Genomic DNA, 22,921 nt, shown 5'->3' with positions numbered 1-22,921 from the left:
CTCAGCCGACTGCACTCCGGCCCCGGCTAGTGTGGAGCCATGCCCAAGGTTGCCGTAATACCCGGAGGAACCGGCTCGGTCGGTCGTTGCCTCGTTCCGTTACTCCTCGATGACGGCTTCAAGGTTGCGGCCACCTACCTGTTGCCGGAGGAGGCGACCGAGTTCGAGGCCATGATCGACTATGACGAAGACCAGGTCATCCTTCGCCGAGTCGACGCGACCGATGCCGCGGCGGTCGGTGCTTTCGTGGAAGAGGCGGCACAACGGTACGGCCCGATCAATGTGATGGCTTCCCTCGTCGGTGGATGGACCGGTGGCCGCGATGTCAGCGAGACTGACGATGTGAGACTCGACCGGATGCTCGACCTGAACCTCCGAACGGCCTGGAACGCCTCGAGGGCGGTGATACCGCACATGTCCGAGGAGTGGGGTCGGATCATCCTGATGGGTTCCAAACACGCTCTCGATGCCCCCGCCGGGCAGGCCGCGTACAATGTGGCCAAATCGGGCGTGCTCGCCCTCGCCAAATCGGTTGCCACCGAACTGCTCGACACGAACACGACCTGCAATGCGGTGCTGCCGTCGGTGATCAACACCGACGCCACACGGGCGGCCCTGCCGTACGCCGACTATGTGAACTGGCCCCAACCCCGTGAGATCGCCGATGTCCTCCGATTCCTCGCAAGCGAAGAGTCGAAAGTCATCAACGGCGCCTTCATCCCCGTTTGGGGCACCGCCCTGATCTGAGCAACCTCGGAAAGCCGTGGATCCGGGGCCCCGACGGCGCCAGCCAAACTCGCTACGGCGGTGGCTTTCACCGTTGGCGATGGGCCGGAGTGACCCGCCTCCGGACCCTGATCTCGCCCACTTCCTGCATCTCCTCGACGGCGGAGGCATCATCCAGTCCAGCGAACGAGGCACCATATCGGTTCGACAGGGGCCATGCGCTGAGGCCGTGGAGCAGCACGCTCAACGCGACGGTCGCGGAGACGATCGTCAGGGTCGCTTCGGTCGATACCGGGTCGTACTCGGCCACCAGCGTTCCGGCGAACACAAGCGACGCAATGCCCCTCGGTCCGAACCATCCCAAGAACAGGACCGTTCGAGTGGTGAACCTCGAACCGATCATCGCGAGGCCGACTGGGATCATCCGGATGACGGTGAGACTCGCTACGGCGTACAACACGATCTCGAGGGTGATGTCCGCGATCCGCGGCCCGAAGATCAGTGCCCCGAACAGGAAGAACGACAACATCGTCATGAGGTACGAGGTCGCCTCAGACAGCGTGCAGATGTCGGGGTACCGATCCCGGACGATGTTCCCGAAGGCCATGCCGCCGACGAAGGAGGCGATGAAACCCGAACCGTCGATCGGAGTCGCGACCAGATAGCACAGCACGGCAAGGATCGGCACCGACATCCTCCGCCATTCGAGCGACATCCATCCGCGCGTCGAACACGCCGTGATGAGTTTGGCACCGACGAAGCCCACGACGACACCAACGAGGATCGCGATGCCGATCTCCTCAAGAACCAGCCGGAACACGCCGGTAGCGGTGGACATCTCGCCTGCCGCACCGGCGATCGCGATCGACAGAAACGGCACGGCGATCCCGTCGTTGAGGCCGCTCTCGACGCTGAGACCCTGTCGGACCGGACTCGGGACTCGGTCGTTGGTGATGACGGCTTGACCGAGGGCAGCGTCGGTGGGAGCCAAGGTGATGGCGACCACCGCCGCACCCCAGAATCCGAGTTCACCGAACATCACGGCAGCGAGCCCGATGCCGGCAGCGATCGTACCGATCAATCCGATCGTCAGAAGGCGGGTCGGAATGGTCAGCTGCCTCCTCACCGCGGCGACATCAATCACGGCGGCGTCGGTGAACAGGATGATGACCAGCGTCGCCTCCAAGACGATCTGGATGGCTTCGTTCGTCAGTTCAACGGTGACGAGATCGAGCGCTTCTGGACCCGCGAGGACACCGAACAGCACGAAGATGATGGGTCCCGTGATCGGCGTCCTTGCAAGGAACTGTGAGAACAGGGCATAGACGAGGACGACCCCGACCAGAATCACCGCGCCCTCCATGGAGTTCCTCCGCCGCCGGAGCCAACACCCTAGCGGACGCTACCGGGACGAAATGGACGAACTTCGAGAGGCACGCTCCGAGTATTGCTGCCGAACTCACCGCGAGTCCGACCGTTCATTCGAGCGACGCTCTCCGACCCGGGAAACCTCATCGCATCGCTGCGCGAGTTCCTCACCGATCCCCCGATCACCGGAGAGTGTGGATCCGGTGGTCGTGAATGACCCACAGATATTGCGGCGTTGACACTTGCGGCGTTCCCAGACGACGCCGTCGCGAACGCGCAGAAGCCCCTGCACAGTGCAAGGGTTCCTGTGCTGTAGCCCCGACCGGATTCGAACCGGCGCTCCTGCCTTGTCCGGAACACGCGAGGCAGCGTCCTCAAAGAATCTGTAGTAGCCCCGACCGGATTTGAACCGGCGCTACTGCCTTGAGAGGGCAGCGTCCTAGGCCGCTAGACGACGGGGCCGTGTGCAGTGTTCATCTGCATCGCTCGGGGGGAAGGACTTGAACCCTCAATATCTGGACCAGAACCAGGTGTGTTGCCAATTACACCACCCCCGAAAGCGTGGAAAGGATACGATTCCCGACCTGGTAACGGCAACCACCGTCCGAGCCGTGGAATTCCGTCACGAACTCGCCGATGCTGCCCATTGCGGGTCGTCGAACCGCTGCACTTCGAGTCTGTTTCCGTCCGGATCCGTGACCCAGAAGTGATGGAGGCGGTAGGCCGCCGAGTGTTCCGGGGCAGTCACGGCGGCCCACCCGGCGTCGGTGATGCGCTTGTGCCAACCGTCCACATCGTCGGCAACGATCGTTGTGACAACCGTTCCGCTATCAGCCGGGCCTTCACGCGTACAAACACCGATGTATGCCGAATCGGTCACGCGGAAGATCCGGCACGATCCCTGGTCGAGGACGAGATCCAACCCCAACACACCGACATAGAAGGCTTCCGAACGGTCGAGATCCGTCGAGGGCAGGAAGCTGATCAGCGAATCAGGAGTCACTCAGGAGCCTTTGCGCTCGCTCGATGCGCCTGAGTGTCTCGTCGCGCCCCAACACGGCGATCGACTCGAACAGCGGCGGCGAAACGGCAGAACCCGTGATCGCGACACGGATCGGTTGCAGCCCTTTGCGAGCGGAAAGCCCTTCGGTATCGAGCATCGTTCGCAGGGCGGTGTCGATCGCGCCAACCGTCCACGGTTCGACCGCAGCGAGGGCGCTCGAGGCCCCCTCGAGGGCAACGGGGCCCTCTGGCGTCTCCATCACCTTGGCCCACGCCGTTGCGTCGTACTCGTCGGGAGCCACGAACACGAAACGGGTCTGATCCGGGATGTCGGCGAGGAGCTTCGTTCGTTCCTTGATCTCCGGCAGGAGTGTGCGCAGACGGTCCCTCTCGTCGGGCTGCAACGGCTGGTCGAGATCGTCTTCGACCATCGCAATGGCCCGATCGGCGAAATCACCATCTGGCATCTGCCGCAGGTAGACGCCGTTCATCCATTCGAGTTTGGCCGGGTCGAAGATCGCAGGGTTGCGTGATATGGCCGTGCCGTCGAATCGGTCAATCATCTCGGACATGCCGATGAGGGTCTCGTCGTCGCCAGGCGACCATCCCAGCAGAGCCAAGTAGTTGTTCATGGCTTCAGGGAGGAATCCGGCCTCGCGGTATGCGCTCATGGCCGTGTCGCCGTGCCGCTTCGAAAGCTTCTTCCCGTCGGGCCCCATGAGCAGGGAGAGGTGGGCGTAGGTTGCCGCCTGCGAACCCATCGCCTCCGTGAGAAGGATGTGTTTGGGTGTCGATGACAACAAGTCCTCGCCGCGGATGACATGCGTGATCCCGTAGTCGACATCATCGACCGTGGATGCAAGGTGATAGGTGGGAGTGGCGTCGGAGCGCAAGATTACGAAATCGTCGACCTGGCGATGGTCAAACACCATCTCGCCGCGGACGAGATCCGCAAAGTGGGTCGCTCCCGGCCTAGGAACCCTGAACCGCACCGTTGCCTGTTGGCCGTCGAGCATCGCCCGGGAGATGTCGGACTGGTCCGGTTCCATGCTGCCGTCGTACGCGGGGGATGTCCCGGTGTTCCGCGCGCGCTGCTTGTACACATCGAGTTGTTCCGGTGTCACGAACGAGTAGTAGGCACGGCCGGCCTCGATCAACTCCATGGCGACCTTGACATAGCGGTCGTAGCGATCGCTCTGGCGATAGGAACCATGCGGTCCCCCGACCTCGACGCCCTCATCCCAGATCAATCCCAGCCATCGAAGGTGCTCGACGATGTCGGTCTGGAATGCGTCCGTTGATCGCTCAGCATCGGTGTCATCGGAACGCAGGATGAAAGAACCCTCGAAGTGCCTTGCGTATAGGTAGTTGAACAGCGCCGTTCGTGCTGCACCGACATGGAGATAGCCGGTCGGAGACGGAGCAAACCTGACTCGCACTGTCATAGCGGCGCAACCGGATTCATCAGCGTGCCGATGCCTTCGATCTCCACCTCGACGCGATCTCCGGCCTCGATCGGTCCGACTCCCGCAGGTGTTCCGGTGAGGATGACATCACCGGGGAGCAGGGTCATCACCGAGGTGACGAACTCGACGATCTGGCCGACATCGAAGACGAGGTCGCTCGTCAGCCCTTCCTGGCGGGTTTCGCCGTTGACTGAGCAGGTGATTCGGTGTGCTTCGGTTGGGTCGAACTCCGTGTCGATCGCGGGTCCGAGTGGACAGAACGAATCGAATCCCTTCGCGCGAGCCCATTGGCCGTCGAGACGCTGCAGGTCCCGGGCGGTTACATCGTTCGCAGCGGTGTAGCCGAGGATGCACGACGCAGCTTCGTCGGCGGGGACTTGGCGAGCAACCTTCCCGATCACCGCGGCCAGTTCCCCCTCGTGGTGGACCTCATTGGACTGGGGCGGGATCCGGATGGGTGCGAGAGGCCCGATGACCGATGTCGGAGGTTTGAGGAAGATCAACGGCCGGTCAGGGACCTCGGAGTCCATCTCGGCGGCGTGATCGGTGTAGTTCTTGCCGACGGCGATCACCTTGGTCGGGATCACCGGTGCCAGCAACTTCACCTTCGTGATGGGAAGAACGGTCTCAGATCGCTCCCATTGGAAGAACGGGGAACCGTGATAGAGACGGATCCCGTCCGGCTCGACCGTTCCGTAGGTGATGTCGTCGGCTTCGGCGTCGATACGAACGATCTTCACACATGCCTCCGATGGATGCCGGTCCGTGACCAGGCTCTGGTCGTCAGATGTACTCGCGCCACTCCGGGTGCAGGTCGAGCTTGCCGGTCACTGCACCCATGAAGAGCTCCTGCGCTCGCCTGGTCACCGGCCCTGGCGTTCCATCGTCGACTGGGCGGTCGTCGATCTCGACGACCGGTGTCACCTCGGCGGCCGTTCCGGTGAAGAACACCTCGTCGGCGTAGTACAGGTCCGTGCGGGTGATGGCCGATTCCCTGATCGTGTGGCCGTCCTCTGTCAGAAGCTGCACGACCGAGTCCCGCGTGATCCCGTCAAGGGCTCCCGCCGAGGTCGGCGGCGTGTACACAACGCCACGGCGAACCATGAAGAGATTCTCGCCACTCCCCTCGGCGACGAGACCATCGTCGTTGAGCAACAGCGCCTCGTCGTAACCGGCTCTGATCGCTGCGGTCTTCGCGAGCACCGAGTTCATGTAGCCGCCGGTTCCCTTCGCGTCAGGCATGAAGGCGCCCTGCCCGATGCGGCGCCATGACGATATGGCAACCCTGATACCGTTGGCGACACCCTCCTCCCCGAGGTAGGCCCCCCATTCCCACGCGGCCATCACCATGTGCACCCGCGCCCCTGCAGGATTCAGACCCATCGAACCCGTGCCGTAGAAGGTGATCGGACGGATGTAGCCCGACTGCAACGCGTTGCGCCGCAGCAGCTCCTTCGCGGTTGCTGCGAGCTCCTCGACCGAGTACTCGAACGGGATCCCGAGCGCCTTCGACGAGCGCCGCAGCCGGTCCATGTGCTCCGTCAGCCTGAACACGGCCGTGCCATCGACGGCGTCATAGGCCCTGATCCCCTCGAATGCACCGGTTCCGTAGTGGAGTCCGTGGGAAAGCACATGGACTGTGGCTTCGTCCCACGGGACGAACTCACCATCCATCCAGATGTAGTCGGTGGGTTCCATGGCCCCTAGTTTGCCATGATCCGATCGCCTACTCCGGTAGGAATGACGGATCACAGGCCGCTACCGTGTCCGGTTCATGCACCGTTTCGTCGCCTCAGGATTCTTCGTCGGTCTGCTCCCGAGCAAGCTGTGGAGATCGGATCGCGGAGCAGGAACCTTCGGTGCGGTGCTTGCGGCGCTCGTGGCGTTCACCCTGTGGCATCAACCCTGGTGGATCCACGCCTCCGTCTTCGGGCTGTTCTTCGTCCTTGCACTCTGGTCGTCCTCACCGTTTGCGGGCGACGGGGCCGATCCCGGCTGGATCGTGATCGACGAGATGGCGGGAACCTTCGTCGCTGTCATCGGACTCAGCGCGATGCCATGGCTCGTCGCGGTGGTTGTTGCCCGCCTCGCCGACATCTTCAAGGTCCTCCCGGGGATCGCAGCCGCCGAGCGGCTCAGTGGAGCAGCTGGCATCACGATGGACGATGTGGTCGCCGGGTGCTACGGACTGGCCGCCGGCTGGTTCACATGGTGGGTGTTCTGATGACCGACACCAGCGTCCGAACCAGTTCGATCACGAAACGCTACGGCACCGACACGGCGCTGCACAATGTCAGTATCTCGGTTGAACCGGGCAGCGTCTACGGTCTTGTCGGCCCCAACGGCGCCGGCAAGACCACGCTGCTGTCGCTTCTTGCTGGACTGCGCCGGCCGACAAGCGGAACCCTCCAAGTCACCGCGACGAGGCTGGGGGTTCTGCCCGACACTCCCCTGTTCGAGCGATGGCTGACCGGCCGTGAAGTCGTTGCTCTTGCACACAGCCTCGCGCCCCCTGGCATCCCGCCCGAGCGCATTGACGAGGTACTCGATGCGGCCGACCTCGGGGGTGCGAAGCACCGCAAGGTCGGTGGGTACTCACGCGGGATGCTTCAGCGCCTCGGCCTCGCGGCGACGGTGGTTGCCGAACCCGATCTTCTGCTTCTCGACGAGCCGGCAGCGGCCCTTGACCCTCGCGGTCGCCGCGAGGTGCTCGATCTCGTCACCGAGTTGCGGGGGCGCTCAACCGTCCTGTTCTCGAGCCACATCCTCGACGACGTGGAACAGGTATGTGACACGATCGGCATCCTCGCCGCAGGTGAGCTCGTGTATGAGGGTTCACTTGAGCGTCTGCTTGCGATCCACGGCAGTGACCGCACCTATCGGATCGAAGCGGACGACCCCGTCTCGCTGCGCGAATCGCTGCTCGTCGAACCGTGGGTCGAGTCGGCGAGACTCGAAGGAATGGCGATCACGGTTGTTGGCACCTCTGCCCCAGACATCAGATCCGCCGTCGTCCCTTTCCTGGGTTCGACCGGGATGGAGGTCACGGCGGTGACACCCGTGCGGCGGTCGCTCGAAGATGTGTTCTTGGAGGTCACGCGATGACCCTGTGGCGTCTCGAGTGGCTTCGTCTGCTGCGAACCTACCGCGTCATCATCCTGCCTGGCCTGTTCCTCCTGTCGGCGATTCTCGGACCGGTCCTTGCCCGATACTTGCCAGACCTCATGGAGAGTGTCGGCCAGGGCGTCGAAATCACGCTTCCCGAACCGACCCCCTACGAAGGCATCTTGCAGTATGTGCAGAATGTGGATCAGCTCGGGCTTCTCGGGGTGGCCATCTTCGCCGCCATGTCGGTCGCCTTCGACGGAAAACGGGAGTTCGCGGTGTTCCTCCGGTCTCGAGCATCGATCCCGAAGATCCTCGCCCCACGATTGGTCGCCGTCTACGCCCTCAGCCTCGTGTCGCTCACGGTCGGGGGTGCCCTCGCGCTCATCCTCACGAACGCGCTGCTCGGACCACCACCGGTCGGTGAGGTCATCGTTGGCGCGTTCCTCTACGCCTGCTGGCTCGGGTTCGTGATCGCGCTCGTCACCGTGGTTGCTTCGTTCATCCGTTCCGTACTCGTGACATCACTCGTGTCGATCGGCATCATCATCCTGATGGGCATCCTCACGCTCGTGCCCCAGGTTGGCGACTGGCTTCCGGCCGAACTCGCCGGTGCGACCATCGCGCTGATGGACGGTGGCGGGTTCGTCTATGTTCCTCCCCTGCTGGTCGCCACCGCCGTGAGCATCGGATTCATCTGGCTCGCCATCCATCGCCTCGAAGCCCGAGAGGTCTGATCAGTCAGGCGGAGCCGCACTCAGGGCAGGTCGATGTACCGGACAGCCGTGATGCCGTCGAGCCCCATGATGCGTTCGACATGCTCGGGGTCGAGCGCGCGTTCGAGGGCGATCGCCATCATTGCCCCGGCGCCGTCAGGCGCCCTCCCGACCACCATGTCCGCAATATTGTGATCGATGTTGCCGAGATAGGTGCCGACGCGGCCGATGCAACCCGGTGAGTCGTCGTTGCGCACCAGAAGCATGTGGTTGGTGAGCGGGACTTCGATGGCGTAGCCGTCCACGCCGACGAGAACGGGCCCCTTTCTGGACATGTGCGTGCCGGCGACCGTGCGGGGCTGACCGTCGACGACACCGGTCAGCTTGATCATCGATCGATAGTCGTCTGCGTCGGGCTGGGCCTCCTCATGGACGGCCATGCCCCGTGCGGCCGCGATGAGTGGTGCGTTCACATACGAGACCGTCTCTTCGGTCGAACCCGCGAGGGCCCCTTTGAGTGCAGACAGGGCGAGGGGCCTGACCGGTTCCTCGGCGAGATGGCCCCGCGCCGTCACGGTGAGTTCCCGTGGGAGCCCCTTCGCTTGGACCACGAAGAGGCGACCAAGTTGCTCAGCGAGCGAGAGGAATGGCTTCACCTCGCTCGAGACGCTGGCGCCGAGGTCGAGGTTGACGGCGGACAGCACCAGATGGCCCGCAAGAGCCTCGGCAACGGCATGGCACACGGCGACACCGGCCTTGTCCTGGGCCTCTTTCGTGCTTGCTCCGAGATGCGGAGTGACCGTGACCTGTGGGATGGCGAATAGGGGGCTGTCGGTCGCCGGCTCGGTGTCGAACACATCGACAGCGGCACCGCCGACCTTTCCGGAGATCACGGCGTCGGCGAGGTCGGCCTCGTTGACGATGCCGCCTCGAGCGACATTGATGATCCGTACCCCGTCACGCATCAACGCAATCGAGTCGCGATTGATGATGTTCTCCGTCTCGGAGGTCTTTGGCATGTGGATGGTCAACACATCGGCTCGAGCGAAGACTTCCTCGATCGGCAACAACTCCACCCCGAGTCGGCGGGCCCGATCTGCCGAGACATACGGGTCATAGGCAATGATGTGCATACCGAACGACGAGGCGCGTTGGGCGACCAGCGTGCCGATCTTGCCGAGGCCGAGAACGCCGAGTGTCTTTCCGTGCAGTTCCATCCCCTGGAAACGGCCCCGATCCCATCGGCCCGCGCGGAGGCTCTGGTCAGCTTCCGGGACATGACGCGCCTGCGCAAGAATCAGCGCCATCGTGTGCTCCGCCGCGGAGATCGTGTTGGCGTTCGGCGCGTTCACGACCAACACGCCATGTTCGGTTGCGGCATCGAGATCGATGTTGTCGACGCCGATCCCTGCTCGACCCACGACCTCGAGGGAAGGCGCCGCCTCGATCATCTCTCGATCGACCATGGTCGCAGACCGGACAATCAGCGCAGAAGCGTCAGCGAGGGAGGCCAGGATCTCTGAGCGGTCCGCACCGACCCGGTCGACGACATCGCACTCGACCGCAAGCGCCTCGATACCGGCATCGGCGATGGCTTCGGCGACGACAACTCGTCGTCTGGGGGGTGGGTGGCTGTCACCTTCGCCCATGTCACGCTCCTTTGGTGCGAGAGATGAGCAGCTCTCGCACGACCGTTGGATCGGCTTTCCCGCCCATGTGGCGCATCACCTGGCCCATCAGAAACCCGATCGGTTTGTCGTCTCCTGCCTTGATCTTGGCAGCGGCGTCGGCGTTGCCCGCAATCACGGATTCGATGGCGTCCATGATGGCATTCCGGTCGGAGACCTGGAGGAGATCTCTTGCCTCGGCAATCTCGCCGGGTGCACCCTCGCCTTCGAGCGCAGCCACGAGAATCTCCTTCGCCGCGGTCGCCGACAACCTGCCGTCTTGAACCATGGCAGCGAGCTCGACGAGATGGTCGGCGGTGAGCTGGGACGATTCGAGTTCCGTGTCTTCGCGGCGGGACCACGCAATTGCCTCGCCGGTGAGCCAGTTTCCGACGACGCGCCCGGGTGCTCCGGCTGCGATTGCATCGGTGAACAGTCGCGAAGCACTGACGCTGTCTGCGAGAATCTCGGCCATCCCCCCATCGGCTCCTGCGGCCCGAAAGCGTGCGCGGACTTGCGCTGGCAATTCGGGAAGTTCGGCTGCAACCTTGTCCCTCCACGCGCGAGACACCTCGAGCGGCAGCAGATCCGGATCCTGAAAATACCGATAGTCCTCGGATTCCTCCTTGGTTCGCATCGAGGTCGTGACACCCATGTCCTCGTTCCAATGTCGGGTCTCCTGCTCAACAAACCCGCCCGCCTCCAACAGCGCGATCTGTCGATCAACCTCGAATGTGATGGCGCGCTGAAGGGATCGAAGCGAGTTCACATTCTTGGTTTCGGTTCGCGTGCCGAAGGCGCTGCTGCCGACGGGCCGAACCGATACATTGGCGTCGAACCGCATCGAGCCCGCCTCAAGCCGTGCATCCGAGACACCGAGGGCGATCACGATGCGCTGGAGTTCCGCCGCACAAGCCCGCGCCTGGTCAGGCGATCGGATGTCCGGTTCGGTGACGATCTCGACGAGCGGCACCCCTGCGCGGTTGAAGTCGAGCAGGGTGTAATCGGCGTCGTGGATGCGCCCGCCCCCTTCACCGATGTGGGTGCTCTTCCCGGTGTCCTCCTCCATGTGGACGCGGGTGATCCCGATCTGGGTGGCCTCCCCGTCAGCGGCCACCGTCAGGCTGCCCGATTCACACACGGGGAAGGTGTACTGACTGATCTGGTAGTTCTTCGGCAGGTCCGGATAGAAATAGTTCTTTCGGTAGAAGAGCGAAGACTCGTTGATCGTGCATCCCAGCGCCGTCCCGATCGCGATGATGCCTTCGATCGCCTGCTGGTTCGGTACCGGGAGGGCGCCGGGCAGGGCGAGACACACCGGGCAGCATGCGGTGTTCGGTTCTTCCGGAATCGAAGCGGGGCAGCCGCAGAACATCTTCGAGACGGTGGAGAGCTCGACATGGGTCTCCAACCCGATGACCGGCTCCCAATGCACCGCGAGTTGGGAAGTCATGGCTCCGTGACCTCCGATGTCGCGAGCGGGGCGCGCTCGGTGAAGGCGACCATCGACTCGACCGCGCCAGCGATCCGGAACATCATCTCCTCGCCGAGGGCAGGCGCCATCACTTGGAAGCCGATCGGAAGACCGGCATCGTCGAGGCCGATCGGAAGCGAGATCGCAGGATCGCCTGCGAGGTTCGACGGAATCGTGCAGATGTCCGAGTAGTACATCTCGATCGGATCGGCTGCCCTTTCACCGACCCGGAAGGCCGTCGTCGGGCTGGTTGGCGATATCAAGGCATCCACCTGCTCGTAGGCAGCTTCGAAGTCTCGCCGCACGAGGGTGCGAACTCGCTGTGCCTGGCCGTAGAAGGCGTCGTAGTACCCGGCCGAAAGGGCATAGGTTCCCAGAAGGACACGCCGGATGACCTCCGGCCCGAATCCCTCCGCCCGCGTTCGGGACATCATGTCTCCGGAGGTACCTCCGACATCGGCACGGTGCCCGTATCGAACCCCGTCGAAACGGGCGAGGTTCGATGAGCACTCGGCGGGAGCGATGAGGTAGTACGCGGACAGGGCGTATTCGGTGCTCGGCAACGAGACTTCGACGACCTCTGCGCCTTCTGCTTCCAACCGCTTCGCCGTCTCCGCAACCGCCGCGCGCACCTGGGGGTCGATGCCCTCCCCCATCAGATCGGTCACGAGGCCGATCCTCAGGCCGTCGACCCCCGCACCGAGCGAGCCGGAGAGGTCCGGTACGGGTGCGTCGATGCTCGTCGCGTCGTATCGGTCCCACCCCGCGATCGCTTCAAGGATCGTCGCAGCATCGGCAACGGACCGAGCAAAAGGCCCGATCTGGTCGAGGGATGAAGCAAAGGCGATCAGGCCGTAGCGAGAAACGAGCCCATAGGTCGGCTTCATGCCGACGACGCCACACAGTGCTGCCGGCTGACGAATCGAGCCTCCCGTGTCCGATCCGAGCGATCCGAACGCTGACCCGGCGGCGACCGTCGCTGCCGACCCGCCCGAAGACCCACCCGGCACGCGGTCCGGATTCCACGGGTTGCGGGTCTCACCGAACGCAGAGTTTTCGGTGGATGATCCCATGGCGAACTCGTCGAGGTTGGTCTTGCCCACGATCACCGAGCCCGCTTCTTTGAGTCGGCGCACGACCGTTGCGTCGTATGGGGGTATCCAGCCAGCAAGGATCTGTGACGACGCGGTCGTCTCGACGCCTTCGGTGCACATGTTGTCCTTGACGGCGAGTGGAATCCCTTGGAGCGGGCCCCGATCGACCCCATCGCGGAATGCCGCGTCGGCGTCCTCTGCGGCTCGTGCAGCTCCCGCGGTGTCGAGGAGGAGGTAGGCGTGCAGCTGTGCCTCGGTCATCGTTGCGCGCCGCGCCACGGCATCGAGTAGCTCGACGGACGAAAAGTCCCCTGATCGCAACCCGAGGCCTACCTCGGCAATGGTGAGATCTGCGAGATCGGTCATCGGTGTCAGAGAATGCGCGGTACTCGGAACTGTCCCTCGAGGCTGTCTGGGGCCTGCGAAAGGAAAGTGTCACGATCGAGGCAGGTGTCAAGCTCGTCGGGTCGGAACCCGTTGACGAGCGGGAGGGGATGTGAGGTCGGCTCGACTCCGTCGGTCGGAAGACGCTGGACCCTCGCGGCGTGGTCAAGGATGTCTTCGAGCTGTGCTCCGTACGCGGCGAGCTCCTCATCGCTCAGCTCGATCCGAGCGAGGGAGGCAACCTTTGCAATGTCGATCTCAACCGGCATGGTCCCGATGGTACCGACCCGTCGGTGGCATACGACGCCAGCCATCCTGACCTCCGGTACGGTTCGGGAATGCTCCCGTTGCCTTCCCGTACCGACCTGAGACGACGCCTTCCACAACTCGTCGTTGGGCTGTTCATTTTCGGTGTCGGCGTCGCGCTCCAGGTGGTGTCGGAACTCGGTCTCTCTCCGTGGGAGATCCTCCACCAGGGCCTCTCCGAGATCACCGGCATACCCCTCGGCACCGTCGGAATCCTCGTCGGAATGCTCGTCCTGCTCCTGTGGATTCCCTTGAAGGAACGATTCGGGATCGGAACCGTCCTCAATGTGATGATCATCGGCCTCGTCATCGACCTTTCCCTCTGGCGGTTGCCCGAACACCTCGACAACCTTGCCATCCGATCGGTCGTCCTTGTCACGGGCATCACGCTCGTCGGCTTCGGATCGGGGATGTACATCGGGGCGGGGCTCGGGCCGGGGCCCCGGGATGGTCTGATGACCGGACTTGCCAAACGCGGTATCAACATCGGCGTTGCCCGTTTCGGGATCGAGATCTCCGTGATGGTCGTCGGGTGGATGCTCGGGGGCACGCTCGGCATCGGAACCGCACTGTTCGCCCTCGGCATGGGCCCCCTCATCGCCCTGTTCCTTCCGCTGTTCCAGCTCGAACCACTCGTCGCCGAACCGGCCGATTCACACTGGGGAACTATCCAGTGAGGAAGGCCCTCATCGCGTCGTAGGCGACTGCAAGGTTCTCGATCCGCATGGATTCGCCGACCTGATGAGCCTGCGCTACTTCGCCCGGCCCATAGTTGACGGCACTTGCACCCCTCGCGGTGAGGCGGGCGACATCGGTCCATGCCTGTTTCGCGACGCGGCCACCGCCGACGATCGCCTCGAGACGACGCAGCGCCGGATTGTCGGCGTCGACGGTTCCCGCGGGTGCCCTGTCCTTGATGAGAACCCTGTCCGCGTCCGATGCAACGCGGCGGAGTCGCTCTTCGGCCTCTTCGAGTGTGTAGACCGGAGGGAACCGATGGTTGAGGTTGATGGTGAATTCCGATGGGATCACATTGTTCGCGATGCCTCCGTGTGCCTGCGTGACGGTGAACACCTCGCGGAAGACGAGCCCGTCGATCTCGACCGGCACCGGCTCCATACGGTGCATCTTCGCAAGCCAATCCCCGCTGCGGGTGACCGCGTTCGTGCCGAGCCACGGACGGGCTGCATGAGCCGCAGAACCGACAAAGACAATATCGGCGTTGAGCACTCCGTTGCATCCGAGCTCGAGGTTGAGATCGGTCGGTTCCATCACGACCGAAAGGGAAGCATCCACCAGCCACGGATTGGCCTCAAGGACCGCCTCGAGACCGTTGTCCGCCGCAGGCCCTTCCTCCTTGTCGTAGAACACACACACGAGATCGGCATCACTCGATAGCACCGTGGGGTCCTCCAGCAGGCCGACCATGACAGCGATGCCCGCCTTCATGTCGCTGACACCGAGACCGACGAGCCGGTCACCGTCAACGCGGGCTTTGGGGTCGCCCTGCACCGGGACCGTATCGAGATGCCCATAGAGCGCGTGGAACGCCCGGTCGGTGCTCGATCCCACAATGATGGAGTTGCCGATTCGTGTTGTTGGGAGGTGCCCGTCGAATCGCGACTCGATCCACGAGCAGATCTCGTCTTCGTCACCGGTCACCGACGGAATGTTGATGAGTTCGACGAGCGTGTCGAGGAGGGTCACACCTGAACCTCGAAGGTGCGCAGCGCCTCGTTGAGTGATGTCTTTTCGTCCGTGGAGGACGAACGCTCCCCAATGATCAAGGCACACTGGAGGTCGTAGGTCCCCGCAGGGAACTCCTTCGATCTGGTGCCGGGCACAACAACCGAGTTGGCAGGCACGGCGCCGCGCATCTCCACGGGTTCGGATCCGGTGACATCGATGATCGGGGTCGACGATGTGATCGTCGTGTTCGCGGCGATCACGGCACGCTCCCCGATGACCGTCCCTTCCACGATGATGCTCCGCGACCCGATGAACGCGCCGTCCTCGACGATGACTGGGCGTGCCGCAACCGGCTCGAGCACACCGCCGATACCGACACCTCCCGACAGATGCACATCCCGACCGATCTGGGCGCAGGATCCCACCGTCGCCCAGGTGTCGACCATCGAACCCGCACCGACGCGAGCACCAATGTTGACATAACCGGGCATGACGACCACACCGGGCTCGCAGAATGCCCCGTAGCGCACGGTTCCGGGAGGAACAACTCGGATCCCTGCGTCTGCGAATCCGGTCTTGGTTGGGATCTTGTCGTGGTACTCGAAAGGGCCAGAGGTTGTGGTCGCCATCGGTGCGAGCCGGAAGTACAGCATGATCGCTTGTTTGATCCACTGATGAACCACCCAGGATCCGTCGACCTTCTCCGCCACCCTGATCTCCCCCGCGTCGAGCTGACCGATCGTGGCTTCGACGGCATCGGCAGCGGCTTGGAGGCTCATTTCACCTGCATATGCGGCAGTGATCTGCTCCTGGCGCGTCATGGGTCCTCCGGGTGGCTGGCGAGCGCAGCTATCAGTGCATCTGCGGCCCGGTCGCATTCTTCCAGGGTCGGGACCATTGCGAGGCGAATGTAACCTTCACCGCCGGTGCCGAAGAACCGGCCGGGTGACACAACGACGCCATGACCGAGGAGCTGCTCGGTGACTGCGAGGTCGTCGCCAACCGATACCCACAGGTACAAACCTGCCCTCGACGCCACCACCTCCAAACCGAGCTCGTCGAATGCCCGCTCGAGGAGTCGGCGTTTCTTCGTGAAGATTCCCCGTCGTTCTGCAACATGGTCGTCATCGGACCATGCAGCAACCGCTGCGGCTTGCACGAATCCAGCAGGGGCGGTGCCGGTCGTCGATCTCAACGATTTCAAGGCTGCGATGGCCTCGGCGTCCCCGACGACGGCGCCTGACCGGTACCCCGTCATGCCGGATCGCTTGGAAAGCGAGAAGAACGCGAGGACACCACCGAGATCGGGGTCCGCGACCTGGAGGACCGATGCGGGGCCCTGTGGGAACACTTCCTCTTCGTAGATGTCGGCGTAGCACTCGTCGGAAAGTAACAAGGTCCCATGATTCCGACACATGTCGTGGAGCGCCCCGAGATCGGTGCGGCTCGTGACCGAACCGGTCGGATTGTGCGGAGAGCAGATCCACACGATCCGGGCGCGGCCCCAAACCTCGGGTGGTATGTCGCCCGCTCTCATGACAAAGTCGTCGGTGAGTATCACCCGATGCGTCGCGGCCCCTGAGAACGAGGCACCACGCTCGTAGACGGGGTAACCAGGGCTCGGAAAGACGACCGTGTCCCCCCGGCCACGATCCACGAATGCGAAATGCGCGTTGAAGATCGCTTCTTTCGAGCCCGAAGTCGGGATCACCTGGCTCGCCGGGTCCACTGTCACCGAGAACCGCCGCTCCACCCAATCGGCGACCGCTTCGCGCAGGGCAATCGTTCCCGCCGAGGTCGGATACTGGGAGATCTCGGGGACGGCCCGGTGCAGGGCATCCTTGATGAACTCCGGGGTCGGTTCGCGAGGATCCCCGATCGAGAAGTCGATGATCGGAAGACCGGCCTCGCGACGGTCGATCGCACGCTGCTGGATCGTAGCGATCGGGTAGGAGCCGAGCTCGCGCAGCGCCGGATTCAGGTGCATGCGACCACGGTAGCGGAGGGTGCACCAACACCGTTCCACGAACCCGTCCCTACCATCGAAGCCATGAACACCACCGGCTATCGGGTCACCTATTCGCTGCTCGCAGTCGCGTTCATCGCGATCATCGGCGCGTCGATCCTGTTCCTGCCAAGCGGCGATCCAGAGACGCTTCCCGATGCCGTGGAGAGCTACTCGCCGCGGGACGGTGATCTTGTGGCGAACCCGATCAAGGTCGTCATCGATCTCCAGCCGGGGTACGACGCACAGTTCGTGATCGATGGGACGCCGATACCCTCCGACGAGGTCGATTCCATCATCGAAACGGGACGCCACCAGTTCTCACCCGGCGAAGGGAAGACCATCGTGCGATGGACCCCCGGCGAACACACCGTCGTTGCTTCATGGATCGGAGGGCCGAGTCAGATCGATGTGGGGACGCTCGTGTGGACCTTCACGGTTCAGTGAGGAGCCCTCGACGCGGTCAGCCGATCGCCGAAGGGCCCTCGTCGAGCAGTCGCAGGAACCCGTCGAGATCAATCACCGGCACACCGAGCGATTCCGCCTTCTGGAGCTTGGAACCGGGCTGATCGCCGACGATCACCGCAGCGGTCTTCGACGAGACCGACCCGGTGACCTTGCCGCCCCGTTCGATCACCGCCGCCTTCGCCGCTTCGCGCGTCAACCCTTCCAATGTGCCGGTGATCACGAACGAGAGCCCATCGAGCGTCTGGGGAAGTGTGGAAGCCGCAGACGGCGGCAGTTCGAGGCGGACACCTGCCTCCCCAAGCCGCCTGATCAGGGCCAGGTTGTCCTTGTCGCGGAACCACGAGTGGATCGAAGACGCGATCTCTGGCCCGATTCCCTCGATGTCCGCGATCTCGTCCATGGATGCCGCAGCGATGGCATCCATGGACCGGAACCGCTGCGAAACGAGCCGAGCAACGGTGGTTCCCACATGGTCGATTCCGAGCCCGATCACAAGACGCTCGAGAGGCTTCGACTTGGATGCTTCGATCGATGAGATCAGGTTGTTCGCCGACACGGCCGCGAAACGATCCAGGTCGACGAGATCCTCGGCACGCAGCGTGTAGATGTCGGCAGGATCCGCGATGAGGCCTGCTTCGACGAGGGCATCGACCGTCTTGTACCCGAGTCCCTCGATGTCCATGGCCCCTCGGGATCCGAAGTGGTAGAGATACTCACGCAACCGGCTCGGGCACGCGAATCCGCCGGTGCACTTGGCCTTCGCCTCCCCGTCCTTGAGAACGATCGGGTTGCCGCAGAACGGGCACGCCTTCGGCATGTGCCACCGACGGAGGCCCTTCGGTCGTGCAGCGAGGACCGGACCCACGACTTCGGGTATCACATCCCCGGCTCGTCGAACGACGACCGTGTCGCCGGGTCGAACATCCTTGCGGTGGATCTCGCCTTCGTTGTGCAAGGTGGCATTCGTGACCGTCACACCACCGACGAAGACGGGCTCCATGACGGCGTAGGGGGTGACGGCGCCCGTCCGCCCGACATTGACTTCGATCGACCGTAACACGGTGTTTTTCTCTTCCGGTGGGAGCTTGTACGCCACGGCCCACCGTGGGGATCGGGCCGTGAAACCCACCTCGCGCTGGTCCGCGAGCTGGTCGGCCTTGATGACGATGCCGTCGGTCTCGTAGTCGCGGTCGTGGCGGTGTTCGGTCGCAGCGACGATGTACTCCTTGACGGCTTCGATTCCGTCAACCGTCCGGTTTGCCGGGTTGACACGGAGCCCGAGGTCGGACAGCCACGCCATCTGCTCGGTGTGGGAAGTCAGTTGGGGCCCCCCTTCGATGTGGCCGAGCTGATAGATCCAGACGGCGAGGTTGCGCGAAGCTGTGATGGATGGATCCCTTTGTCGTATCGAGCCTGCGGCCGTGTTGCGTGGGTTGATGTACGGCGCCTCGCCCACTTCCGCCTGGCGGCGGTTCAGCGCTTCGAACTCCGGCACCGGCAGGTAGATCTCGCCTCGTACCTCCATAACCGCTGGGGCGTTGCGTCGCAAGACGAGAGGGATCGAATGGATCGTGCGCACATTGGCGGTGATGTCCTCACCGACAAAGCCGTCACCTCGCGTCGCTCCTCGTGCAAGGTGCCCGTCGAGGTAGGTGAGCGACACGGCGACCCCATCGATCTTGAGCTCACAGGAGTACCCGGCCGGCTCGCGTCCGAGCGCCGCAACGATCCGATCGTTCCACGCATCCAGCTCTTCGACACTCGTCACATTGTCGAGACTGAACATCTGCTCCCGGTGGACCACGGGCGCGAACGCTGACGCTGGTGGTGCCCCGATCCGACGGGTGAGGCTGTTGGGGTCGACGAGGTCTGGGTGTTCCTCCTCGAATGCGACCAGTTCGCGGTAGAGGCGGTCGTACGCTGCGTCGTCGATCACCGCCTCGTTCAGCGTGTGGTAGCGGTAGTTGTGCTCGCGGAGCTGCTCCAGCATCTCCGCGTACCGGTCAGCGAGTTCCACATTCCCTCCCTGCATCGATGCGCACGCTACCGGCGCTCTGCGACAGATCGGCCGGCCGCGACGATGGTTCCACCCCCGAGCACATACTCGCCGTCGTACATCACGAGTGCCTGACCGGGCGCGGGTCGCTCCTGGGGCTCATCGAACGCGAAACGCCACGAATCCCCGACCGCCGTGATTGTTGCGGCGACGGGAGCGCCCCGGTACCGAGTCTTCACCGACACCGCATCGCCAGACTCGGGTACCGTGTCCACGAACCGCAGCTCGCCCACGACACAGTCGGTCACGAGGAGGTCCTCGTAGGTCCCGATCGTGATCCTTCGGTCCCTCGGCTCGATGTCGACGACATAGCGCGGCTCCCCGACGGCAACGCCCAGTCCTTTGCGCTGGCCGATCGTGAAACCAGCGATTCCATCGTGTTCTGCGACGACCCGGCCGTCGATGTCGACGATCTCCCCCGGTGCGGCGATCTCGGGATGGGTCGCACGCAGGAAGTCGCGGTAGTCGCCCGATGGCACGAAGCAGATGTCCTGCGAGTCCGGCTTGTTTGCCGTTCGTAAACCCATTCGTGATGCATACGCGCGGACCTGTGCCTTGGTCATGTCACCGATCGGCAACCGCACCCTCGACAGGGCATGCTGGTCGAGCATGTGAAGGACATACGACTGATCCTTCGCGGTATCCGTTCCCATGCGAAGCCGGTATCGGCTGTTGTCTTCGACCACCCTCGCGTGATGACCGGTGACGAGGACATCGCATCCAAGCGCGGCGGTGCGGTCGAGGAGAGCATCGAAGCGGACCTTGCGGTTGCATTCGATGCACGGGTTCGGCGTCAGGCCGTCGAGGTAGCCCTGTGCGAACGGTTCGACGACCAGGCTCGTGAACTCGTCGACATAGTCGAGCACATAGTACGGAATCCCGAGCTGCGCGGCGACACGACGGGCGTCCTCGGCGTCCGACAGGGTGCAGCACCCCGCAACCGGCATCGAGCCGTCAGGGGCCTGCCACTGTTTGAGCGTGACGCCGATCACCTCGTAGCCGTCTTCGACCATGCGGGCCGCCGCAACGGAGCTGTCGACGCCTCCCGACATCGCAACGAGTGCCTTCATGTCATCTCCTGAAGGACACGGTGCACCCGCGATGCCGCCTCGCGGCCTGCCCCGACCGGGGTGTCCCACCCGAAGGTGAACCGAACGCATTCGCCGGCAGCTTGGCCGTCCATGCCCATGGCGACGAGCACATGGCTCGGCTCCACTGCCCCGGACTGGCACGCCGATCCTGCTGCCGCGAAGATGCCTGCCCGATCAAGGCGGATCAGAAGGGTTTCGGCGAGAACGCCGGGGAATCGCACATGGGAGTGCTGTGGCATCCGGGGAGCATCGGCAGCATTGACGATGACCGCGGGCCATCCCGTTCGGAGCTGCGCTTCGAATTCGTCGCGTTCGGAGCGAACATGCTGTTCGAATGCACCTCGGGTCGCAGCAACCTCTCGCATCGCCGCGACCATCCCGACGATGCCCGGCACATTGGATGTCCCTGATCGGCGTCCCGCTTCCTGGCCACCGCCATGGATCACCGGCGAGATGGCCACTCCCGGCGCAACAACAAGGAGTCCGACTCCTTTGGGCCCACCGAACTTGTGCCCGGACAGCGAAAGCAGATCGACTCCGGTTCCCGCGACCGTGATCGGTTCCGACACGAAAGCCTGCACGGCGTCGGTGTGGACCGGGATGGTGGGATCACGGCCCTTGACCGCGTCGACGATGGATGCGATCGGCTCCATCGTTCCGATCTCGTTGTTTGCGGCCATCACCGACACGATCGCCGTGTCATGGTCGACGATGGCCCCGAGCTCGTTGGGATCGATCAAGCCAGCGGCGTCGACCCCGACTCGCGCGGTTCTGTACCCGAGCGGAGCGAGCGACATGGCCGTGCGCAGAACGGCATCGTGTTCGATGGCCGAACAGACGATGGAGCGGCGGTCCGACGACAGCGCAACCCCGCCGATCGCGAGGTTGTCGGCCTCGGTACCACCTGAGGTGAACACCACATCGAGGGGGCGGGAGGCGCCCAGGAGACTCGCTGCTTCCTCTCGCGCCGCCTCGAGAGCGTTCTTTGCGGCCCTTGCCGCGCCGTGAAGCCCGGACGCGTTGGCGTTGGCAACGATGGTCGCTTCGAGCATCGCGTCGCGTGCTTCGGCACGCATGGGGGTCGTGGCTGCGTGGTCGAGGTACAGGTCGCTCACTCCGGCCCCGCTGTCTCGAGAAGGAACGCCCCGACCGTCGTTTCGTAGCGGCCCGCGTCGATGTTCCACAGGTCGGTGTGCCCGCCCTGCGCGAAGCGCTCGGAGCGCACGAGGTCCGGGATCGCCGCTTCGAACTGCTCATATTGGGAGAGATCGGTGATCGGATCCTTTGCCCCGTACAGCATGAGTATCGGCACATCGAACTCCTTGGCGCGCTGCAGCTGGTCGAGGGCTCCCCAGTCGAGCCCGAATCGTAGCGAGGCGAGCCTCCGTCCGAGCCATGCGATCGGCGACGGGGTTCCGCGATCCTGGGCGTAGTCGATCGCGACCGACTCGATGTCGAGAACAGGGGAATCGAAGATGACTCCTCGGATCAGGTCAACACTGTGGGATTCGTGAAGGTACATCGACACGATGCTCGCACCGAACCCCGAACCGACAATCACGAAGTCCTTCGCTCCCTTGCGTACGCCGAGTTCCACGGCTGCGTCGACATCGCGCCATTCTTCGATGCCCCAGTACCGGAGGCCGGATGCGCTCGAACTCGCGTTGACATCGTTGCGGTAGGCGACCGACAGCACCGGGAAGCCCTGTTCGACGAGAGACGGCATGATGCGAAGTGACTCGGGGAGTCGGTTGTTACCCCTGCCGTGCACGAAGATGACCCAGGTCGCCCTCCGCCCATCGATGAACCACGCATCGTGGGGACCGATGTCGGACGGAATGTGCAGCGGTTCCCACGGGATCCCGTGCGCGGTCTCGGGATCACCCGTGAAGGCGTCTGCGTCGATTCTCGCTTCGTCACCTGCCTCGAAGTCCGACACGATCGGGCGGATGCCCCACTCAACGGTCTCGTCGGTGACCCGGGTGATGCCGGAGAGCTGGGCATAGGCATCGGCGCCTTCGAGGCCCCACACGCCCTCCCTCGTCGACTGATCCGTGCGATTGAGCACGACTCGACCGGCATCGTTGGATGCCACGACAAGGTCGAGTTCGGTCTCGATGGATCTCGGAACCATCAACTCGGCGCGGATCGCGTTCGCATGCATCCACGCGAACACACCCACCATCAGTGCGCCGACGCCGATCGCCACGACGACGGCGCGACCAGCCCATCGGGGTATCCGGATTGCCATACGCCAAGGGTAGGCGCCGCCTCCGGATGCGGACGATCGCCTGCGTCATGTCG

22 protein-coding genes and 2 tRNA genes are annotated in these 22,921 nt (G+C 63.8%); 6 read left to right on the top strand and 18 right to left on the bottom strand.

All coding sequences use genetic code 11. The features are described 5' to 3' along the window. Positions 1 to 39 precede the first annotated feature (39 nt). On the top strand, positions 40 to 747 hold the full coding sequence (locus R2823_06230; GenBank protein ID MEZ5175785.1) for an SDR family oxidoreductase: 708 nt from the start codon (positions 40 to 42) through the stop codon (positions 745 to 747). A gap of 67 nt (positions 748 to 814) precedes the next feature. Here R2823_06230 and R2823_06225 read toward each other — a convergent pair whose 3' ends face one another. The 7 genes from R2823_06225 to R2823_06195 all read right to left on the bottom strand — a co-directional run bounded on the left by R2823_06225 (position 815) and on the right by R2823_06195 (position 6,260). Next, on the bottom strand, positions 815 to 2,089 hold the full coding sequence (locus R2823_06225) for a sodium:proton antiporter (GenBank protein ID MEZ5175784.1): 1,275 nt from the start codon (positions 2,087 to 2,089) through the stop codon (positions 815 to 817). A gap of 394 nt (positions 2,090 to 2,483) precedes the next feature. Beyond that, a tRNA-Glu gene (locus R2823_06220) sits at positions 2,484 to 2,556 on the bottom strand. A gap of 23 nt (positions 2,557 to 2,579) precedes the next feature. Beyond that, positions 2,580 to 2,651: transfer RNA gene (locus R2823_06215), tRNA-Gln, on the bottom strand. Between the two features lie 65 nt (positions 2,652 to 2,716). After that, positions 2,717 to 3,097 carry a VOC family protein gene (locus tag R2823_06210; protein ID MEZ5175783.1) on the bottom strand — a complete coding sequence of 127 codons (381 nt, stop codon included), beginning with the start codon at positions 3,095 to 3,097 and terminating at the stop codon, positions 2,717 to 2,719. Continuing rightward, complete coding sequence (gene gltX / locus R2823_06205) at positions 3,087 to 4,541, bottom strand: glutamate--tRNA ligase (protein MEZ5175782.1); 1,455 nt, start codon at positions 4,539 to 4,541, stop codon at positions 3,087 to 3,089. Before gltX ends, R2823_06210 begins: the two co-directional genes overlap by 11 nt. Further along, complete coding sequence (locus tag R2823_06200; protein MEZ5175781.1) at positions 4,538 to 5,302, bottom strand: fumarylacetoacetate hydrolase family protein; 765 nt, start codon at positions 5,300 to 5,302, stop codon at positions 4,538 to 4,540. Before R2823_06200 ends, gltX begins: the two co-directional genes overlap by 4 nt. Before the next feature lie 43 nt (positions 5,303 to 5,345). Further along, the gene (locus R2823_06195) at positions 5,346 to 6,260 is read right to left on the bottom strand and encodes a branched-chain amino acid transaminase (GenBank protein ID MEZ5175780.1); all 915 of its coding nucleotides are present in this window, start codon (positions 6,258 to 6,260) and stop codon (positions 5,346 to 5,348) included. A 76-nt stretch (positions 6,261 to 6,336) separates the two neighbouring features. On the opposite strand from R2823_06195, the gene R2823_06190 reads away from it, so the two are divergent. From R2823_06190 to R2823_06180, 3 genes are read left to right on the top strand one after another with little or no spacing between them, the layout of a single operon-like run. After that, positions 6,337 to 6,786 (top strand): phosphatidylglycerophosphatase A, encoded by a 450-nt coding sequence (locus tag R2823_06190; GenBank protein MEZ5175779.1) that lies wholly within the window; start codon positions 6,337 to 6,339, stop codon positions 6,784 to 6,786. Next, the gene (locus R2823_06185; protein ID MEZ5175778.1) at positions 6,786 to 7,667 is read left to right on the top strand and encodes an ABC transporter ATP-binding protein; all 882 of its coding nucleotides are present in this window, start codon (positions 6,786 to 6,788) and stop codon (positions 7,665 to 7,667) included. Before R2823_06190 ends, R2823_06185 begins: the two co-directional genes overlap by 1 nt. Next, positions 7,664 to 8,404, top strand: a complete 741-nt coding sequence (locus tag R2823_06180) for a hypothetical protein (protein ID MEZ5175777.1) — start codon at positions 7,664 to 7,666, stop codon at positions 8,402 to 8,404. The genes R2823_06185 and R2823_06180 overlap by 4 nt, the downstream gene beginning before the upstream one ends. Positions 8,405 to 8,424: 20 nt before the next feature. Here R2823_06180 and serA read toward each other — a convergent pair whose 3' ends face one another. Genes serA through gatC form a run of 4 tightly spaced genes read right to left on the bottom strand, consistent with a single transcriptional unit; the run spans position 8,425 to position 13,271 of the window. Beyond that, positions 8,425 to 10,032: a phosphoglycerate dehydrogenase gene (gene serA / locus R2823_06175; protein MEZ5175776.1), complete on the bottom strand. Its 1,608-nt coding sequence runs from the start codon at positions 10,030 to 10,032 to the stop codon at positions 8,425 to 8,427. A 1-nt stretch (position 10,033) separates the two neighbouring features. After that, the gene (gatB, locus tag R2823_06170; GenBank protein MEZ5175775.1) at positions 10,034 to 11,503 is read right to left on the bottom strand and encodes an Asp-tRNA(Asn)/Glu-tRNA(Gln) amidotransferase subunit GatB; all 1,470 of its coding nucleotides are present in this window, start codon (positions 11,501 to 11,503) and stop codon (positions 10,034 to 10,036) included. After that, positions 11,500 to 12,984: an Asp-tRNA(Asn)/Glu-tRNA(Gln) amidotransferase subunit GatA gene (gene gatA, locus R2823_06165; GenBank protein ID MEZ5175774.1), complete on the bottom strand. Its 1,485-nt coding sequence runs from the start codon at positions 12,982 to 12,984 to the stop codon at positions 11,500 to 11,502. Before gatA ends, gatB begins: the two co-directional genes overlap by 4 nt. A gap of 5 nt (positions 12,985 to 12,989) precedes the next feature. Next, positions 12,990 to 13,271, bottom strand: a complete 282-nt coding sequence (gene gatC / locus R2823_06160) for an Asp-tRNA(Asn)/Glu-tRNA(Gln) amidotransferase subunit GatC (GenBank protein ID MEZ5175773.1) — start codon at positions 13,269 to 13,271, stop codon at positions 12,990 to 12,992. 69 nt (positions 13,272 to 13,340) lie between these two features. Here gatC and R2823_06155 point away from each other — a divergent pair, with 69 nt between their 5' ends. Further along, a complete protein-coding gene (locus R2823_06155; GenBank protein ID MEZ5175772.1) occupies positions 13,341 to 13,985 on the top strand; it encodes a hypothetical protein in 645 nt (214 codons plus the stop codon). Here the strand turns inward: R2823_06155 and dapE are convergent. Genes dapE through R2823_06140 form a run of 3 tightly spaced genes read right to left on the bottom strand, consistent with a single transcriptional unit; the run spans position 13,975 to position 16,984 of the window. After that, positions 13,975 to 15,015: a succinyl-diaminopimelate desuccinylase gene (gene dapE, locus R2823_06150; GenBank protein ID MEZ5175771.1), complete on the bottom strand. Its 1,041-nt coding sequence runs from the start codon at positions 15,013 to 15,015 to the stop codon at positions 13,975 to 13,977. The two genes, R2823_06155 and dapE, sit on opposite strands and share 11 nt — an antisense overlap. Continuing rightward, positions 15,012 to 15,818, bottom strand: a complete 807-nt coding sequence (locus tag R2823_06145) for a 2,3,4,5-tetrahydropyridine-2,6-dicarboxylate N-succinyltransferase (GenBank protein ID MEZ5175770.1) — start codon at positions 15,816 to 15,818, stop codon at positions 15,012 to 15,014. Before R2823_06145 ends, dapE begins: the two co-directional genes overlap by 4 nt. Then, complete coding sequence (locus R2823_06140; GenBank protein ID MEZ5175769.1) at positions 15,815 to 16,984, bottom strand: aminotransferase class I/II-fold pyridoxal phosphate-dependent enzyme; 1,170 nt, start codon at positions 16,982 to 16,984, stop codon at positions 15,815 to 15,817. Before R2823_06140 ends, R2823_06145 begins: the two co-directional genes overlap by 4 nt. 63 nt (positions 16,985 to 17,047) lie before the next feature. Here R2823_06140 and R2823_06135 point away from each other — a divergent pair, with 63 nt between their 5' ends. Beyond that, entirely contained in the window at positions 17,048 to 17,449 is a 402-nt protein-coding gene (locus R2823_06135) for a hypothetical protein (protein ID MEZ5175768.1), read from the top strand. 16 nt (positions 17,450 to 17,465) lie between these two features. Here R2823_06135 and ligA read toward each other — a convergent pair whose 3' ends face one another. From ligA to R2823_06115, 4 genes are read right to left on the bottom strand one after another with little or no spacing between them, the layout of a single operon-like run. Beyond that, entirely contained in the window at positions 17,466 to 19,502 is a 2,037-nt protein-coding gene (ligA, locus tag R2823_06130) for an NAD-dependent DNA ligase LigA (protein MEZ5175767.1), read from the bottom strand. Between the two features lie 11 nt (positions 19,503 to 19,513). Continuing rightward, complete coding sequence (mnmA, locus tag R2823_06125) at positions 19,514 to 20,596, bottom strand: tRNA 2-thiouridine(34) synthase MnmA (GenBank protein MEZ5175766.1); 1,083 nt, start codon at positions 20,594 to 20,596, stop codon at positions 19,514 to 19,516. After that, positions 20,593 to 21,732: a cysteine desulfurase family protein gene (locus tag R2823_06120; protein ID MEZ5175765.1), complete on the bottom strand. Its 1,140-nt coding sequence runs from the start codon at positions 21,730 to 21,732 to the stop codon at positions 20,593 to 20,595. The genes mnmA and R2823_06120 overlap by 4 nt, the downstream gene beginning before the upstream one ends. Further along, entirely contained in the window at positions 21,729 to 22,868 is a 1,140-nt protein-coding gene (locus R2823_06115) for a hypothetical protein (protein MEZ5175764.1), read from the bottom strand. Before R2823_06115 ends, R2823_06120 begins: the two co-directional genes overlap by 4 nt. Between the last annotated feature and the right edge of the window lie 53 nt (positions 22,869 to 22,921).

It is taken from the genome of Acidimicrobiia bacterium, from assembly GCA_041393965.1.
Classification (GTDB): domain Bacteria; phylum Actinomycetota; class Acidimicrobiia; order Spongiisociales; family UBA5794; genus UBA5794.
This window is presented reverse-complemented; position numbering and strand designations above follow the sequence as displayed.